The organism is Roseivirga sp. AWQ4_251, assembly GCF_056158225.1.
Genome location: NZ_JBSWSW010000001.1, coordinates 1,383,686 through 1,401,243 on the forward strand (window position 1 = coordinate 1,383,686; position 17,558 = coordinate 1,401,243).

The following is a 17,558-nucleotide window of genomic DNA, read 5'->3' on the forward strand; positions in this document are numbered from 1 at the left end:
AAACTAGTTTGCGGGGTACCATTCCTTAAGCCGAACCTCAATGTTTTTGTGTCCATTGTCCACTAACTTTTTGAAAGCCTCAACATCGCTTCCTCGATAATGGTAAGGGTACATAATTTTGGGTTCAAACTCCAAAACTGCGCTTGCCGCTTGATTGATATCCATAGTGTATGGAAGGTTCATGCAAACAAATGCGACATCAATATTTTTCAACTTGCGCATTTCAGGAATGTCTTCAGTATCACCCGAAAGGTAAATTCTCTTGTTTGCCATGGTTAAAATGTAGCCATTACCTCTTCCTTTTGTATGACGAGAAGTTTCGTCATCAGGCAAATTATACATTGGAACAGCCTCTATTTTAATGCCTTGGAAATCCGTAGTTGAACCATTATTCAATACTTTAATTTCCTTGTTTTTTATATCCTTCAGCTGATCTGCAACGGCTTGAGGCACTATAAATTCAGCATTAGCCGTGTTGAGTGCTTGTAAAGTTTGAGCGTTTAAGTGATCACCATGGATGTCGGTAATAAGTACTAAATCCGGATCTTCAAGCCCTGAAAAACCAGAAGCTCCGCCATAAGGATCAACGTAAATGGTTTTGCCATTCCATTTGAAAACTACAGTACCATGTGTAATAGGCTGAATTTCCAAATCTCCTTTTTCGGTCTTAATGATGTCGGCTGATGGTCTGCTTTGAGCGAATGTGCTTGCCATGGCACATAAAAGCAATACAAGTGTAAATGTAGTTTTCATAGAAGGTGTAGGTGTGTTTTTAGCATTAACCGAATGTGGTAAAAAGAGTTCATTCCGTTTTACTTGGCTTTTGGCCTGAAGACTTTCATTACATCTTCGTGGGTTTCAAGCCGAGGACCCTCAAGCAAGTCTATACAATAAGGTATGGCTGGAAAAACAGCATCTAAGCATTCTTTAATCGACTTTGGTTTTCCGGGTAAATTCACAATTAAAGACTTACCTCTGATTCCCGCTGTTTGTCTAGAAAGAATGGCAGTGGGTACATATTTCAGACTTTCTTGTCGCATGAGTTCTCCAAAACCGGGCATCATTTTATGGCAAACCGCTTCGGTAGCTTCTGGTGTTACATCACGTGGAGCAGGGCCAGTACCACCTGTAGTGACTATCAAACAACATTTTTCTTTATCGGCCATTTGTTTTAGTGCACTTTCAATCAAATGTTGCTCATCAGGAATTACATGGTAAACCGGTTCCCACTCGCTCTTTAAATATGACTTTAAGGTTTCAATAATGGCAGGGCCAGAAAGGTCATCATATTCTCCTTTACTGGCTCTGTCGCTAACCGTAATTATTCCTATTTTAACTTCCATTCGCCTTTTTTCAAACCGTTCTGCAATAAAGTCAGGGCACTACACTAATGCAATGCTTTAATCCGAACTATTCCTTCTACCTTTGTAGCTCAATTAATTGATATTTAAAGTGAGTACATTTTCTGAACTGGGTGTTTCGCCAGCTTTTATCAAAGGTTTAAATGAGCTGAACATTTATAATCCTTCTCAAATTCAGCAGGTTGCTATTCCAATTCTTTTGGGAGGAAATTCTGACTTTATTGGTCAGGCTCAAACCGGAACTGGTAAAACGGCAGCGTTTGGTCTTCCTTTGTTGGAGAAAATCGATCCTAAAAAGGAAGAAGTTCAAGGATTGGTTATTGCTCCAACCCGTGAACTTTGCCAGCAAATTGCAAAACAGCTTTTCAAATTCACCAAATACAGCGACAAGATTTTTACAGAAGCCGTTTACGGTGGTGCTGATATTCAAACTCAGATTTCTCGTTTGCAAAGGCCAACCCACATTGTTGTGGCCACTCCTGGCCGTTTAATGGATTTGATCGAAAAGCAGGCAGTTGATATTTCCCAAGTGAAGTATGTTGTGTTAGACGAAGCTGACGAAATGCTGAGTATGGGCTTCAAACAAGACATGCACAAGATTTTGGACTATGTGCCTACAGAAAGATCAATCTGGTTGTTTTCCGCTACCATGCCTGATGGCATCCGTGAAATCATCCGCAAATTCTTAAGAAAGGACGCTCAAAAAGTAGAGATTGGCCGTAGCGCTGGTGTCAACGCTGATATTACGCATGAATATGTAGTTTGCCAATCGAAAGACAAAGTTCAGGAGATGGTTCATTTTCTTTCATATCATAAAAATGAAAGAGGAATGATTTTCTGTCAAACCAAACAGGCTGCTAAAACTTTGACCAAACAACTTCAGTCCAGAAATATTTCTGTTGAGGTATTGGAAGGCGATATGGGGCAGCGAGATAGAGACAAAGTAATGCGAATGTTCAAAAGCGAGAAAATCGATTTGCTTGTGGCTACTGATATTGCTGCTCGCGGAATCGATGTAAAGGATTTGGTTTTTGTATTGCATTATCAATTGCCTCAGCAAACGGAATATTACACTCACCGAAGTGGCAGAACTGGCAGAGCGGGTAAAAAGGGACATTCTATTCTGTTTGTTTTAGAAAAAGAAGTTTCAAAGTTGAAGGATATGGAAAGAGAATTGAAGATAAAGTTTAAGCCATTGAGCTAATTCATTTCTTCGAAACTGAAATTTCATAAAATCATTTTCTGGCTTAAATTGGAGATTTATTCAAAACCATGAAATTAAATCTTCTTTTAAGCCTTTCTTTTTTTCTCTTGGTTGGAGCTTCTTCTCCCCAGGATGTAAAGTATCAAGTTGGTCAAATAAAAACCCCGATGGGTGAAATTTTGGTCTGGTTGTACGATGAAACTCCCAAACATAAAAAGGCTTTCATTGAGTTGGCTGAAGAAGGATACTGGGACGATTATACCTTCAACCGTGTGATCGAAAACTTTGTAGCACAAGGTGGCTGCCCTGATACGCCTGAAGGCTTTGCGTACTCTACCCATTTGGAAGAACCGGAATTTGCTCCAATAGCTAAGCACGTTTATGGAGCTTTTGGCGCAGGCCGAGACGATAACCCCGGCAAAATTTCCGCGACTTGCCAATTCTACATTGTTCAGAATAAAAAGGGTTTACCAAGACTTGATGGAGATTACACCATTTATGGACATGTGATTAAAGGTATGGATGTGGTAGATCGAATGGTGAAAGTCGAAACAGATGAGAGTGATCAGCCATTGAAGCCCATTACCATGGATGTGAATGTAATTGAAATGACTAAGGCTGAAATTGAGGCTTTAGAGTTTGAAATCCCGAACTAGCTTTTTGGTGAAAATCAGGCCAAAAAGAGGCCCAAGGGAAAGAGTGAACAACAACCATTTGATGTCTATTCTTTCAGCTAAATAACCGAGTAATTGAATGCTCGGGATGGTGAGCAGAAAGCCAATACTTACCGCAATGGTTAGTGCAGTACCAACATAAGCTTTGGGTGCGGTTTGGGCGTTGAGCGATGAAAACTGTGCTGAATCACCAATGACAGCAAAACCCCAAATCAGCAATAAACCTAAAAATAGCGAAGGAGAAAGGTGGAAGAAAAGAGGAGAGAGCAAACAAAGTATTCCTGAAGTAATTAGAAAGGCGAAGGCTACCTTAGCACTTCCGTATTTGGTGGAATATATACCTCCTAAAACACAGCCCAAAGCACCAACAGCCATGGCTATAAATGTCCACAAACTTGAATTGATCTCGGTATGGTGGGCTTGGTTGTAAAAAGTAATAATAACGGGAAGAAAGGCCCAAAAGGCATACAGTTCCCACATATGGCCAAAATACCCGAAAGCAGCATTCCTGAAATTCTTTTCCTGAAAAACTACCAGGATTTCGGCAGGTTTAAATTTAGCGCTGGCTCTTCTAAATGGGCCATCTCCTACAAAGAGAAGCATTATCAGGCCCCCTAAAATGGATAGAGCAGATGTTGCGTACAAAACAAACTTCCAAGAGAAATCACTGCCAGAATAATTGAGTAAATGAGGAAAAGCCGAACCCAAAACCAGTGCGCCTACTAAATACCCAAGCGCCTTACCTAATTTTCCTTCAAACCAATCGGAGGCGATTTTCATCCCTACAGGATAAATGCCCGCAATGAAGATGCCTGTGGCAAAACGAGCGATTAGCAATGCAGTATAGGTATGCGGAACGATAGTGATAGAAGCATTCAAAATAGCGCCAAACAAAGCACAGATGAAGAAAACCCTTGAAGGTTTGAATCTATCGGCAATAGAAAGCAGGGCAAAAATGAAAGTTCCTAAAATAAAGCCGAGTTGAACGGATGAGGTGACCGAAGCTGTGGCATCTGCGGGTAAATCCCAATCTGACTGAAGGTTTTTGATGATTGCATTACCAGCAAACCATAGAGATGTTCCTGCAAATTGGGCAAAAACAATGCTTGGTAAAACACGCTTGGGAATGGGAGAGGAACTCATTTAGGAGTCAAAATCAAGCTCTTGACCATTAAAATTTTAACAGTCAAGAGCTTTTGGGATTTACATTTTCTCGATAATCTTCTGAATTAACTCAGAAGTCGTTTCGTAATCATCGCCATTGGCTTTGGCAATGTCAATAGCTTCCTTGGCGGTTTTTAGAGCTTCGGTGTACTCGCCTGTTAAATATAAAAGCGCTGCGTAAGTATCGGTATTATTATAATTAGGATCGATTTCGATAGAGCGCTTTACGTATTCCAAGGCTTTTGCCATTTCTTCGTCAGTCTTAGGAATTACCTTGTCTTTATCTTCGTTGTCCAAATAATAATTCCATGCAAGCGTGTTTAAGCTTTGGTGGTCTTCCCAGATAAACTCTTTTCCGAAATAATCCACAAACATATATGATCGAAGACTAAAAGAAGCATCCATATACTGAATGTTTCCCGCTTCATTAAAGAAGATGACAACAGGCGCGTTTTCAACCGTAAAATAAGAGCTGAAGGAATTGCTCAACTCATTATCTATATAAAGATTGGTAGTGTTTGCCCACTTTGTATGGTAACCTTCTTTTTTAATGGTTGACCAATCATCATCTACGTTTACGGCTAATAATTGAATAATGCCAGTTTTTGCAGATTTGTCTAAAGATGCGATAACCTCCATACATGGAAAGCACCATGAGCCACTCCAAGTAACTAAGAATGTTTTTTTGCTTTGCCCATCTTTGCCGGCTAAAAGGGTTTTGAGCGAAACTTCTTCATCATTATCAGCTCTTCTAACTACAAAATCAATTTGGGCATAAGATGTAAACGCACTGCAAAACAGCACGGCCACGAACATAAGTGTACGTTTCATTTTTAAGGAATTTTAAAATACAAGTCGGTTTGAAACAGCCTGTATTTGAAGCTCACTGCAATATAAAGTTTGTTTGCTTCCTTTTGAAATGGATGGTTAGCTTATGCTTAATTATTTTAACAAACCAGCGCGTTTCAATAGCGGTCTTACTTCAGGTTCATGGCCTCTGAAGCGCTTGTAAAGCGTCATTGGGTGTTCTGAACCGCCTGCACTCAAAATGTTATTTTTGAATTTGTCGGCCACTTCTTTATTGAAAATCCCTTTTTCCTTGAAGTAATCGAAAGCATCGGCATCTAAAACTTCAGCCCATTTATAGCTATAATAACCTGCAGAATATCCACCTTGGAAAATGTGTGAGAATGAGCAACTCATATTTGTGCCTTCAATGGCAGGAAGTACATCTGTTTCGGCAAAAATGGAATGCTCAAAATCAGAAACGCTTTCTACTCCATCATTGTCCTGACCATGCCAAGCCATGTCTAATTTGCCAAAACCAAGTTGTCTCATAGTTTGGTAGCCTTCCATAAAATTGGCGCTCTCCTTTATTTTGTCTACCAGTGATTCAGGAATAGTTTCACCAGTTTGGTAGTGCTTGGCAAACAGATCCAGACATTCTTTTTCGTAACACCAATTCTCGAAAATTTGAGAAGGAAGTTCTACGAAATCCCAGTAAACGCTTGGGCCAGAAAGACTTTCGTATTGAGTATTGGAAAGCATGCCGTGCAGTGCATGACCAAATTCATGGAATAGGGTAGTTACTTCATTAAAATTGAGAAGAGAAGGTGTCGTTTTTCCTGGCTTAGTGAAATTGCAAACAATAGAAACTAAAGGCCTGTGGTCGCATTCGCTATTTTTAAATTGACCTGCAAATTGAGTCATCCAAGCGCCTGCTCTTTTTCCTGCTCTTGGAAAGAAATCGGCATAGAAAACAGCCATGTGTTTACCGCTATCGTCTCGAACTTCATAAGCTGTGACTTCAGGATGGTAAACTTCAATTTCTTTATTCGGAATAAAGTGGAGGCCATAAAGTTTTTCAGCCGTTTTAAAAACGCCATCAATTACATTTTCTAGCTTGAAGTAAGGCTTTAGAATTTCATCATCAATGCTGTATTTCTCCTTTTTAAGCTTTTCAGAATAATAAGCGAAATCCCAGCGCTGTAATTGGTCAATTCCATCCAGTTTTTTGGCAAATGCTTCAACTTCTGCAACATCTCTTTTGGCTGCATCTAATCCATATTTCTGAATTTCATTCAAAAAGTTCATTACACTTTCGGGCGATTTGGCCATTCTTTCTTCCAGAACGAAATCAGCATGTGTACCATAATCTAAAAGTTGAGCTCTTTTATTTCTTAAAGAAACAATGCGTTTTACTGTTTCTTGGTTGTCGAGCTCATCTCCTTTAAATGCTTTGGAAGAAAAAGCTATGCTCAATTGCTTTCTTAATTCCCTGTTTGCAGCGTAGGTCATAAAAGGGACATAACTTGGGTAGTTGAGTGTAATTACCCACTTGCCTTCATGGCCTTTGTCCGATGCATCTTGAGCGGCTTGTTCTATGGCGAAATCAGGAAGTCCTTTTAAATCAGCTTCATTTTCGATAACCATTTCGTACTTATTGGTTTCGGCCAGTACGTTTTCGCCAAACTGTAGACTGAGTTTTGAAAGTTCGACATCGATTTCGCGAAGCTGCTTCTTTTGTTCTTCATTCAAGAGAGCCCCGTTTCTTACAAAGCCTTTATATGTTTTTTCAAGCAGCGTTTTTTGTTCGGGAGTTAATTGAGATTGATCGATGTTGTCATGAACGGTTTTAACCTTTTTGAACAGTTCTTCATTCAAAAGAATATCATTAGAAAACTCAGTTAATAGGGGAGAAACCTCTCTTGCTATAGACTGAATCTCATCGTTAGTTTCAGCAGAATTCAAATTGAAGAATATAGAGGAAACCCGATCCAATTGCTTGCCAGCACCTTCCAAAGCTTCAATAGTATTTGCGAATCCAGGAATTTCCTCGGATTTGGCAATAGCATCAATTTCCGCCTTTGCCTGATCAATCAGCTTTTCGATGGCAGGTTTAAAATGTTCGTTTTTTACAGAAGAGAAGCGAGGAGTGTTAAATGGGCCGTTTTGGATTTCCAATAGTGGGTTCATAAAGGAGTTGTTCTGATTTAATTCTGCAAGTATAAACAACAGAATACAGAAGGGGTTCGCTTTCGGCTTTAAAAATTCAGATTTCCCTTCTCGCCTTTTAGTCGTCAGTTTACTTGAAAGTATTGACTGCTTAAAAATGTAATTATTATATTTTAATATTTAAAATAAACATGGTGTAAACTTTTTTAAACTTTTGTGGTAGGGGTTTTGTTCCGACAGGTGTAAAAATGCAGTTTGAATAAATAAAAATGTTTTTCACATACTGAAAAATAAATTTAAAAGTCAGATCTAAACACCGGATATCTCTCGTATGTACGGTCTGATTTTTAAGGAAACCCTATAACCAAAACATGAGACTACTACTTTTATTTATAGCCGTATGCGCTATAAGTACCTCGACCTCCTATGCCCAAGCTAATTTTTTATCAAACGGATCGGGAAATTGGAATTCAGCTTCAAGATGGATTCTATCAAGTGGGTCGGATTCAGATGGAATACCAGATAGTAACGATAATGTAACTATTCAATCGGGACATAACGTTTCAATTTCTGCGGCTCAGGCTTGTAATAACCTCACTTTTAATAATGGAACGATAAGTTTTAATAGCAATAATACACTTACCATAAATGGAAATGTAAGTGTAATTGCTAATTCTACAGTTTCTGGCTACTCAAATAACCACATATTTAATGTGTTGGGCGGGCTCACGATTAATAGCGGAATTCAACTTACGGTAGGGGCTAATACCTTTTCAATTGCTGGAACCACTACAATTAATGGAACGCTGGCCATTTCAGGATATGGAGCTAAACCTAGAAACTTTGCAGATTTGATTATCAATTCAGGGGCAACCATGTCTGTGGCTGGTGCCGATCTTTATACCTTCAGTGGTAACATTACTAACAATGGAACTTTTACAGCGAATGATCAAACAGAGTTTCGTTTTACAGGAAGTTCAAAAACGATTTCGGGAAGCGGAAATATCAGTATGTATAAGGCTGTATTTAATTCACCTGGTTCATATGTAAATAATGGAAACCTAACGGTAAGAAATAGTATGTCAGGGACGGGAAGTTTCACTAACGGAGCAGGTGGGACTCTAGAGCTTCAAAATGGAGGTCCTTTTTCGGTAACTTCTTTCGATGCTTCGGCAACAGGCAATACCATAACTTATACGGGTTACGGTAACCCAACCTCGTTTACAGGGAATTACTATAATCTAACACTCAATAAATCTTCAGGCAATTTAAGTTTTGGTGGTAGCCTTTCTGTGCTGAATGATTTGAAAGTTCAAAGTGGAATTTTAACCGTAAACGCTGTGACGCTTACCGTAGGCAACGATTTAATTGTTGAAGGAGGAGAATTTACACCAGATAACGCATCTGGAATAGTCAATATAGGTGGCGGTATTACAATGACTGGTGGTCAATACGATCACAACAGTGGGCAAGTAAATGCTGATGAAGATTTTGTGGTGACAGGAGGGGAGTTTCTTCTGGACGGAGCTTCTTCATTCTTGAATGTCGGAGGTGTTTCGTTAACAGGTGTTTCGCTCACCTTGAATTCGGGAACAATCACTAGCACTGGCGATTTTGATATCAATACAGGGGCAGCATTTAATAATCCTGGTGCTACGATTAGTGCTGCAGGTACTTTTTCTGTGAATGACGGAACCGCTACATTTCCAGGAGGTAGCTTGACCGCGGGAGCTGTTTTCATTGCTTCAGGAAAACAATTAACACTGACGAATGTAACCACTAATGTTTCTGGCGCAGCAACTATCAACGGAACATTATCTTTTAATGGTTCTTCAGGAACTAAGAGTTTTGGCTCCGTAAGCGTAGCTTCGGGAGGAACATGGTCGGTTACACAGCCTAATAACTTCAGCATTTCTGGCAACATCACCAATAATGGCACATTCACTGGTGATCCTGGTTATGGAACAAGTGTATATACTTTGACAAGTTCTAACGGACAAATCTCAGGAACTTCTGGGCTCTCGGTTCGCGATATTGCAATTAATAGCCCTGCCAGCTATACCAATAATACATCATTAACCGTGGCGAACACTTTAAACGGAACGGGAACATTTATTAACGGAGCTTCTGGAACTCTTACTTATAAAGGAGACAATAGCGCAGGTTCTAATTTTACGATTTCAAATTTTAATGCTTCGGCAGTAGGGAATACAGTGGTTTATGCTGGTGTAAGTTCTAGTCAAAGGTGGAAACAAACCGTAACCGCTAACAACGACTATTATAATGTGACTTTGAATTTTAATACAGGGGATTATCAAAGATTGCAGCTCAACAGTAATATTAGAGTGAATGGCACTTTGAATATCATTGAAGGGGATCCTGTGCTGAATACCTATAATTTAGAAATGGCTGCAGGCGCTTCTATTACAGGTGGTGATGCTGATGATTATATCAGAATCAATTCGTCAGGAAAAGTAAGGCAATTTATCACTTCAACAGGTTCTAGTTACTTTTATCCTTTGGGAGATAATAGTAACAGTCATTATTCTCCTATTTCAAGTTTTGTGCTAACCTCTGCTACTTTGGGAGCCAATCCATACATTGATTTTTCGGTAACCGATGCCGTTCACCCGAATAGAAATACCAGTAATACCGCTTCAGGTGGAGATGATAGCGGCATTGCAACTACAGCTTACCTTAGTAGATATTGGACGGTTTCTGGCAACGACATCAGCTCACCTAAATTTTCCGCTTCATATCAATATATTGACGATGATGTAAATGGTACAGAAGCTAATATGGTAGCTGTATTAAGAAGGCAAGTTTCGGTTGGCGCTTCAACCATTCAAGATTGGCTTGTGGCTGGAGCGGTAAATCCGTCTAACAATACAGTTTCCCTTTCCAAAGGTGATGGCTTTGGTGTTTTATATGCCATGGATGACAATGGAGGTAGGCTACCCATCCAACTTTTATCGTTCGATGCTAACGTTATTGAAGGTGAGATTAGTTTGAATTGGGAAACAGAATCTGAAGAGAACAACGACTTTTTCACTATAGAACATTCTTCAAATGGGATTGATTTTAAACCCATTCTTTATCAAGACGGAGCAGGCTCTAGTAGCGATTTAAAGAAATACCAAATGTTGGATCATTCTCCTAATTCTGGATGGAATTATTATAGATTAAAACAAACGGACTTCAATGGGCAATATGAATATTCAGAAATTATTAGTGCATTTGTAGAACGAAGTAAGGAAATATCGGAACAGTCCATTCAGGTTTATCCCAACGCGGTTTCGGTTGGGAATGACCTAAATATTCAATTGAAAAATTTTGAGCCTATTCAGAATATTACTGTAAAATTAATCTCTTTGGAAGGAGAGGAAATCCAGAAACTTACAACGAAAACGTTTGATAATATAACTTTTGTAATCAACGAAGGTATTAAAACTGGTTATTATCTTTTAATAGTTTTAACACCCAATTTCAAAAGTACCGAGCGGATAATAGTGAAATAATAATTCATTGTATTTCTTAATTAAAACTTGTCAAATCAATTCGAGGAGTTTGTAATTAATTTCTTACTTTCGCAGAAGTACCTCAACAAAACCATATGTCATTTTCATTGTTATGATGGTGGTATTCAGACGAAATGTAGGTTTCTACGTGTTTGGAAAATCGAATTATTAAATGCTTTCGACCTTTAGAGTTTTTTTGATTTTAGTTTTTCTTAGTTCTGCTGGATTTGGTTTTGCTCAGTCAACTTTTACGAGTAATACCCCTTCCGGAGGAAGTTGGACTTCTGCATCTAGCTGGACCGTAACCGTTGATGGTGGAGATGCTGATGGTATTCCTGATTCGAATGATAATGTTATTATTCAGTCGGGTCATACTATTAATATAGCTACTACAGGAACCAAGGCTTGCTTGGCTCTAACCATAAATGGAGGAACTCTCGCTTATACTTTTGGTAGTGGAGTAAGATTGGACGTTAATGGAGCTTTTACCGCGACTAGTTCTTCAACAATTTCAGGTTCTTTAACCACTCATAGATTTGTTGTACTCTCATCAGGTTCTACAACCGTTGCATCTTCTGGAACTTTACAAGTGAATGGAGTTAGATTCACAGGAGCTAGCACTATTAACTTAAATGGTGAATTACAATTCAACACTACTACTGGAGCCAGTCACTCTTTAACTAACTTAACTGTTAATTCTGGTGGAACTTTCACAAATAATACCACGGATAGCTTTACAGTGAATGGAGATATTGTTAATAATAGCTCAAATACTTTTACCCCTTCATCATCTTCTACAGGAAGTATCTATACCTTTAATAGTGCCGTTCATGAAATTGGAGGAACCGGAACAACAGTTTTCTCCAAAATGAGAATTAATACTCCTAATGAAGTAACCAACAATGGAAATCTAGTAGTTCAAAGTGATATTACAGGAACCGGTGAATTTATTAATGGAAGCACTGGTGATTTAACTTTGAATATTAATGGTACATTTTCGATTTCAACTCTAACACTAAACACCATTGGCAATATTGTTAGAATTGGGGGCTCTTCTTTGGGTAATCTGCTTCCTGGCCCTTATTACGATCTTATAATTGAAATGGATGATTCTTCCATTTTAGCAAGAGTTAATGGAGCAGATGTTGATGTTGATAATGATCTTACTGTGAATGTTGGTAGGTTCTTCTTAAATGCTTCAAATACTCTGACCGTTGTTGGAAATGTTAATGTAGATGGTGGGATTTTTGAGCCAAACAGCTCAACTACTGTCGTCAATATTTCGGGTAATTTGATAGTAGATGGAGGAACTTTTGAACAGAAAGATGGAGATGTAAACATTACAGGAGATCTGGTAATTGCTTCAGGTGCTATCAATGTATCGGAAGGAACGACCCTTGGAACTTCAACCATTGATGCTAGTGATATGTCTATTTCTGGAGGAACGGTAACCTTAACGAAAGGGACTTTAACACTTAATAATGCGAGTGGTGGTTTAACGGTTTCAGCCGGAACTATAGACATGAATAACTCTGGACATACTTTAGCTATAAGTGGAGAGTATTTGGCAACTGGGGGAACCAATGATTTAGAAGCAGGATCTATTTCTTTTGTAGATATGACTATTACCTCAGGTGCTATTGTAGAGGTAAGAAATCCAACTATTACTTCAACAGGGCTTATTACTGTAGATAATGGTTCTTTTTGGGTAGGAGGTTCTTCCGGGACTTATTCCTTTAACGATATTTCGATTAATGCACTTGGTACTTGGGACATTGAAAGTACTTTTAGTCCTTCTATCTCTGGCGATATAGCTAACGATGGGACTTTTACTGCATGTTTAAATACAACAGGTTGTACCTACACTTTGTCAAACACGTCTGGATCAATTTCTGGAGCTTCTTCCATTGATCAATTAGCAAATGTGGCTATTGCTTCACCTGCTAGTTATACAAATACGAATTCTGGAGGTGTTAATATAACCAATGGATTAACGGGCACTGGTGAATTTATAAATGGGGTAGCAGGAAGCTTACTTTATGCAGGTACGGATGCTAATTTTACAATTACCAATTTTACTGCTTCTGCGACAGATAATATAGTGACCTATAATAATACTGGTGCTTCGCAAACCATTCAGCCTACTACGGATGCCGATAATAATTATTACAATTTGGTTATAAATAAGGCGAATGGAGTTGATGCCTCTTTGAGTAGTCTTATCACGGTTGACAATCAATTAACCCTAACTGCTGGAGATATTGTATTAGGTACCAATAATCTAGTAATATCCGATGGAGCTTTAGTTTCTGGAGGTTCATCTTCTAGCTATGTTCAGGCAAATTCTTCAGGTATTTATAGTGTTGAAATTTCTGCTTTAACTTCGGTCAATGCTCCTATTGGTGGAAATAATTATTCACCAATTACAATTGATCTTACATCGGGCACTATCGGAGCTGGAGCCTCACTTGATTTTAACGTTACCGATGCAGCTCATCCAAATAGAGATAGAGATAACACTGGCGATTCTCCAGCAGGAGATGATGATGGAACTGCAGCTACAGACTATTTAGATGTCTACTGGACGGTAGGCGGAACTAATATTACAGACCCTGTTTATGATGCTACCTATATTTATGATGATTCTGACTTTACTCAGACAACAGAAGGAAATATGGTGGCCACTTTATATAGGACTTTACCAGCAGGATCAACTTTAGATTGGTATGTAAACGGTGATGTGAATCCAACTTCGAATACGGTTTCTTTCGCTTCTGCGGATGGTTTTGGTGATCTTTATGCAATGGATAATGAGGGAACCAGATTGCCAATTACCCTGATTTCTTTTGAGGCGGAAACAAGAGCTGAATCTGTTTTGCTGAAATGGTCAACTGCTTCTGAAATCAATAATCAATTCTTCACCATAGAAAGATCTGGTGATGGTAAGGTTTTCGAGCCAATTTTGTATTTGGATGGAGCAGGAAATAGCACTGATATTAGACATTATACTGCTTCAGATGTTGAGCCTATCATTGGTAGATCATATTATAGACTTAAACAAACGGATTTCAACGGTCAGTTCGAATACTCTAAAGTGATTACTGCGGTATTTGAAGGAGCCACTCATTTCAACTTTGGAATTAACAGAAACCCAGTTATTCAAGGTGATGCTCTGACTTTATGGCAAACTAATATTCAAGCAAGTAATGAATTACCAAGCCTTTATATCAGAGATATTAAAGGTAAAATTCTGCTTCAAAAATCACTGGAAATGGAAACCACTTCATCTACTTCTATTGAAGAAACTAGAACGTTAGCAAGTGGTATTTATATCCTTACTATCGACTATTTGGGGAAAAGAGAAACTAAGAAGTTTATCGTTCACTAAAACGAAATTTTCCTTTACTCCTTTATTCTATACTTTTCGAAATCTCAAAGTAAAAGTAGTTCCTTGTTCCTTAGAAGATTCAACGGACAAACTTCCTCCATGTAATTTCATGATCTGACGAGAGAGAGATAAGCCAATACCTGATCCAAGTTTTTTAGTCGAATAAAACGGAACAAATATATTCTCCAGTACTTCAGGAGGGATTCCCGAACCATTATCCTTGACGTGAAGATTGATATGATTTTCACTCTCAATAGCTAATAACTGAATTCGTTTATGAGAATTTTCTCTTAAAGCATCCATGGCATTTTTTAGCAAATTGATAAGTACCTGATCAACCAGATTTGGATCTGCGTTTATCATACAATCATCATTTATCAACATGCTGAGTTGAATATTGTCTCTTTCTAAGTCAACCTTAAATAGCTGATGAATTCTATGAGAGAGACTTTTGAGAGTAACTTCTTGAAATTCAGGTTTAGGTACTTTTGTCAATTGATCGTAAGTCTTTACAAAACTGGCTAATCCTTTACTGCGGCTTTCAATAGTCTCTAGTCCGCCTACAATATCATTGTAAATTTCTCCATTCTGAATTTCAGAAAGCAGTGGCTTTTGTTCATGAAGAACTTGAATAAGAACCTCAGAAAGTGTGCTTATAGGAATTACAGAGTTTTTGATTTCATGCGTAAGCACCCTGATTAGCTTTTGCCAAGATTCAATTTCTTTCGCTTCCAGTTCGGATTTAATATCCTGAAAGGAGACCAGCTTAAACTCCTTTGTTTGTAATTTAAATGTGGTTGCTAAAATGGAAAGGTTATGTGTTTCTCCATTGATGTGAATTTTCACCAACTCCCTTTCTCCTGAATGTAGTTTTTTAATAGCCTCAGAAAGTTCTGGTGAAATGACTCCAATCGTATTGATGGAAGTGATATGCTGCTTATGAAAAAGATCGCGAGCCGCTTTGTTCAACAATTCAATTTTAAAATCTTCGTCAAAGCAAATAATGGCTACACGAATGTGTTCTACCACAGTCTGTAAATATTGATAATTCGAGGCTTTCTCGCTACTCAGGTTTTTCATTACCCTGTTCACTTCATGGAAGGCATAATTCAAATCTTCTTTTTTCAGGTAAGGGTAGGTATTTGTAAAGTCGCCTTGTTTAATAGAAAGTAAGAAGTAAGCCAACTCTCTTCTCGATTTTTCAACGTAGCGGATTAAATTCAGCAGTGTCAATATTAATGCTAGAAATAGCCAAAAGGAGACTAACCAGAAATGTGTTTGCGTGAGGACGTATATACCCGAATAGCCTAGCAATAATATGGCGACAATTCTTGTTACAACGTTTATTCTGAAGTAGTGGTATTTCATTCTTTTGGCTTCTGGTAGAAAATCAAAAGCTTCAGTTGAGTTTTAAGCATGGCAGAGCAACCCCAACGCAAACCAAACTCAATTACCATTGAAGCATCATTTTGATATTGATATACCGCTGTTACGGCTTTATAGCCATCAATTTCTGTTTCAAGGCTGTTTTTGTCATTCGAGCCGAAAACATATCGGGTTTGTGGGTCGCGAATGTCAAAGTAGGGAATGCAGTCTGTTTTTACCAATAAGTACATCCTTACAATGGTTCCGGCCTCAATGTCTAATTTGTAATCGCCAGAATTGTCAGTGCCAGCAACCTCATAATTGAGCGTACCAAAGTATTTCCAATCATACTTTTCATCGGCCAACTGGCTTTCCTTAATACGATCGTGAATTTCATCAATACTTCTTTGAGCCCATAGAGAAGAGCAAAACACTGTGAGAAGAATCAGAAGAATAATTCTTCTTGAAAAAACAGCATTATAGACCATATTTGGTCATTTTACGATAGAGTGTACTTCTGCCCAAACCCAATTCTTTAGCTGCTTGGGTAAGATTTCCACCCGCTTTCCGCACAGCATTTTGAATGGCAGCCTTTTCCATATCTTCTATATTCAAGCTTTTAGGGGCAATGCTGTTATTCTCGTTTTCTTCCCGAAGAAGAAAATCTTCAGGGGCCAAAAGTGGTGAATTTGCCATGATCACGGCTCGCTCAATCGCATGTTGAAGTTCTCGCACATTTCCTGGCCATGAGTAAGTCTGCAATTTGCTCAAAGTAGTTTCATTGAGCCTCATTTTTTCCTTTTGATATTTTTTGCTGTAGATTGTCAAAAAGTGCTTGGCTAATGGAGCAATGTCTTCCACTCGTTCGCGTAATGGAGGAAGCTTGATTTCTACTGTATTGATTCTGTATAGTAAATCTTGTCTAAACTCATTGTGTTTTACCATGTCGTAAAGCGGCATATTCGTAGCACAAATCAAACGGATATTCAAAGGTAGAACGGTGTTGGAACCTACACGACTGATTTGCTTGAACTGTAAAGCCGTTAACATTTTGGCTTGAGAAGGTAAGGGCAAGTTTCCGATTTCATCCAAAAACAAAGTGCCATTTGAAGCCAATTCAAACCGACCTGGTCTATCTTCTTTGGCGTCTGTAAAAGCGCCTTTTGAATGCCCAAATAACTCGGATTCAAAAAGGCTAGTGGGTACGGCACCTAAATCTACTTTAATGAAATTTTCATCGGCTCGTTTCGATTGACGGTGAATTTCGCGAGCGATGAGTTCCTTTCCCGTTCCATTTTCCCCAAGAATCAGCACATTAGCATCTGTGGCAGCTACCTTTTCAATAGCATTGAAAATGGGTTTCATTACAGGGCTTTCTGAAATAATTCCGTCAAATTCCTTTTGCTGGTCATTGATCAGAATTCTCTGGCTGGTTTTTAATTTTTGAACCTCCTTCCGGCTTTTACTCAATTCAAAGATGGCCTGAACTGTAGCCAGAAGTTTTTCTTTTTGCCATGGCTTTACTAAAAAATCCACAGCACCTTCTTTCATAGCTTCAACAGCAATGTCTATATCCCCATAAGCGGTGTTCATTAGAACATGGGCGTCAGGATCTTTTTCGATGATTTTCTTCAGAAGCTTGATGCCTTCTTTTCCGCTGGTGAGCCCGTATGAAAAGTTCATGTCCAACACGATTACATCGTACTTATGTTGGTTGAGAAGAAAATCTAATTTGGACGGATCCTTTTCGATAATTACAGTGGTGAAATGCTGTTTTAAAATCATATTGGCGGTGTATAACACGCCTTGATCATCGTCTAGAACTAGAATTTTTCCTTCAATCTTTGACATAAACTACTGAAAATCTGAATGGTGATAGGTAAAGGTAATACATGTGTCAATGTGATACATGTATTTGTTTCACTTTGA

The 17,558-nt window shown here is 38.6% G+C and carries 12 protein-coding genes; 4 read left to right on the forward strand and 8 right to left on the reverse strand.

The genetic code is table 11. The features are described 5' to 3' along the window. Positions 1 to 3 precede the first annotated feature (3 nt). Both ACXACJ_RS06190 and mog read right to left on the reverse strand, forming a co-directional pair. Positions 4 to 753, reverse strand: coding sequence for an MBL fold metallo-hydrolase (locus ACXACJ_RS06190; protein ID WP_475133437.1), 750 nt, complete (start codon positions 751 to 753; stop codon positions 4 to 6). Between the two features lie 59 nt (positions 754 to 812). After that, on the reverse strand, positions 813 to 1,343 hold the full coding sequence (gene mog, locus ACXACJ_RS06195) for a molybdopterin adenylyltransferase (RefSeq protein ID WP_475133439.1): 531 nt from the start codon (positions 1,341 to 1,343) through the stop codon (positions 813 to 815). Positions 1,344 to 1,452: 109 nt separating this feature from the next. On the opposite strand from mog, the gene ACXACJ_RS06200 reads away from it, so the two are divergent. Both ACXACJ_RS06200 and ACXACJ_RS06205 read left to right on the forward strand, forming a co-directional pair. After that, positions 1,453 to 2,565: a DEAD/DEAH box helicase gene (locus ACXACJ_RS06200; protein WP_475133441.1), complete on the forward strand. Its 1,113-nt coding sequence runs from the start codon at positions 1,453 to 1,455 to the stop codon at positions 2,563 to 2,565. A 68-nt stretch (positions 2,566 to 2,633) separates the two neighbouring features. Continuing rightward, positions 2,634 to 3,221, forward strand: coding sequence for a peptidylprolyl isomerase (locus ACXACJ_RS06205; protein ID WP_475133443.1), 588 nt, complete (start codon positions 2,634 to 2,636; stop codon positions 3,219 to 3,221). Here ACXACJ_RS06205 and ACXACJ_RS06210 read toward each other — a convergent pair. The 3 genes from ACXACJ_RS06210 to ACXACJ_RS06220 all read right to left on the reverse strand — a co-directional run bounded on the left by ACXACJ_RS06210 (position 3,198) and on the right by ACXACJ_RS06220 (position 7,379). Then, entirely contained in the window at positions 3,198 to 4,382 is a 1,185-nt protein-coding gene (locus ACXACJ_RS06210; protein ID WP_475133445.1) for an MFS transporter, read from the reverse strand. The two genes, ACXACJ_RS06205 and ACXACJ_RS06210, sit on opposite strands and share 24 nt — an antisense overlap. Before the next feature lie 60 nt (positions 4,383 to 4,442). Next, positions 4,443 to 5,234: a TlpA family protein disulfide reductase gene (locus tag ACXACJ_RS06215; protein WP_475133447.1), complete on the reverse strand. Its 792-nt coding sequence runs from the start codon at positions 5,232 to 5,234 to the stop codon at positions 4,443 to 4,445. Positions 5,235 to 5,345: 111 nt separating this feature from the next. Next, positions 5,346 to 7,379 (reverse strand): M3 family metallopeptidase, encoded by a 2,034-nt coding sequence (locus ACXACJ_RS06220; protein ID WP_475133448.1) that lies wholly within the window; start codon positions 7,377 to 7,379, stop codon positions 5,346 to 5,348. 350 nt (positions 7,380 to 7,729) lie between these two features. Here ACXACJ_RS06220 and ACXACJ_RS06225 point away from each other — a divergent pair, with 350 nt between their 5' ends. Further along, positions 7,730 to 10,876 (forward strand): hypothetical protein, encoded by a 3,147-nt coding sequence (locus tag ACXACJ_RS06225; RefSeq protein WP_475133450.1) that lies wholly within the window; start codon positions 7,730 to 7,732, stop codon positions 10,874 to 10,876. A 196-nt stretch (positions 10,877 to 11,072) separates the two neighbouring features. Further along, positions 11,073 to 14,264: a T9SS type A sorting domain-containing protein gene (locus tag ACXACJ_RS06230; protein WP_475133452.1), complete on the forward strand. Its 3,192-nt coding sequence runs from the start codon at positions 11,073 to 11,075 to the stop codon at positions 14,262 to 14,264. A 27-nt stretch (positions 14,265 to 14,291) separates the two neighbouring features. Here the strand turns inward: ACXACJ_RS06230 and ACXACJ_RS06235 are convergent, their stop codons facing one another. The 3 genes from ACXACJ_RS06235 to ACXACJ_RS06245 are packed head-to-tail and all read right to left on the reverse strand — an operon-like array spanning position 14,292 to position 17,480. Further along, the gene (locus ACXACJ_RS06235) at positions 14,292 to 15,632 is read right to left on the reverse strand and encodes a sensor histidine kinase (RefSeq protein WP_475133454.1); all 1,341 of its coding nucleotides are present in this window, start codon (positions 15,630 to 15,632) and stop codon (positions 14,292 to 14,294) included. Next, a complete protein-coding gene (locus ACXACJ_RS06240; protein WP_475133455.1) occupies positions 15,629 to 16,117 on the reverse strand; it encodes a hypothetical protein in 489 nt (162 codons plus the stop codon). Before ACXACJ_RS06240 ends, ACXACJ_RS06235 begins: the two co-directional genes overlap by 4 nt. After that, on the reverse strand, positions 16,107 to 17,480 hold the full coding sequence (locus ACXACJ_RS06245; protein ID WP_475133457.1) for a sigma-54-dependent transcriptional regulator: 1,374 nt from the start codon (positions 17,478 to 17,480) through the stop codon (positions 16,107 to 16,109). Before ACXACJ_RS06245 ends, ACXACJ_RS06240 begins: the two co-directional genes overlap by 11 nt. Between the last annotated feature and the right edge of the window lie 78 nt (positions 17,481 to 17,558).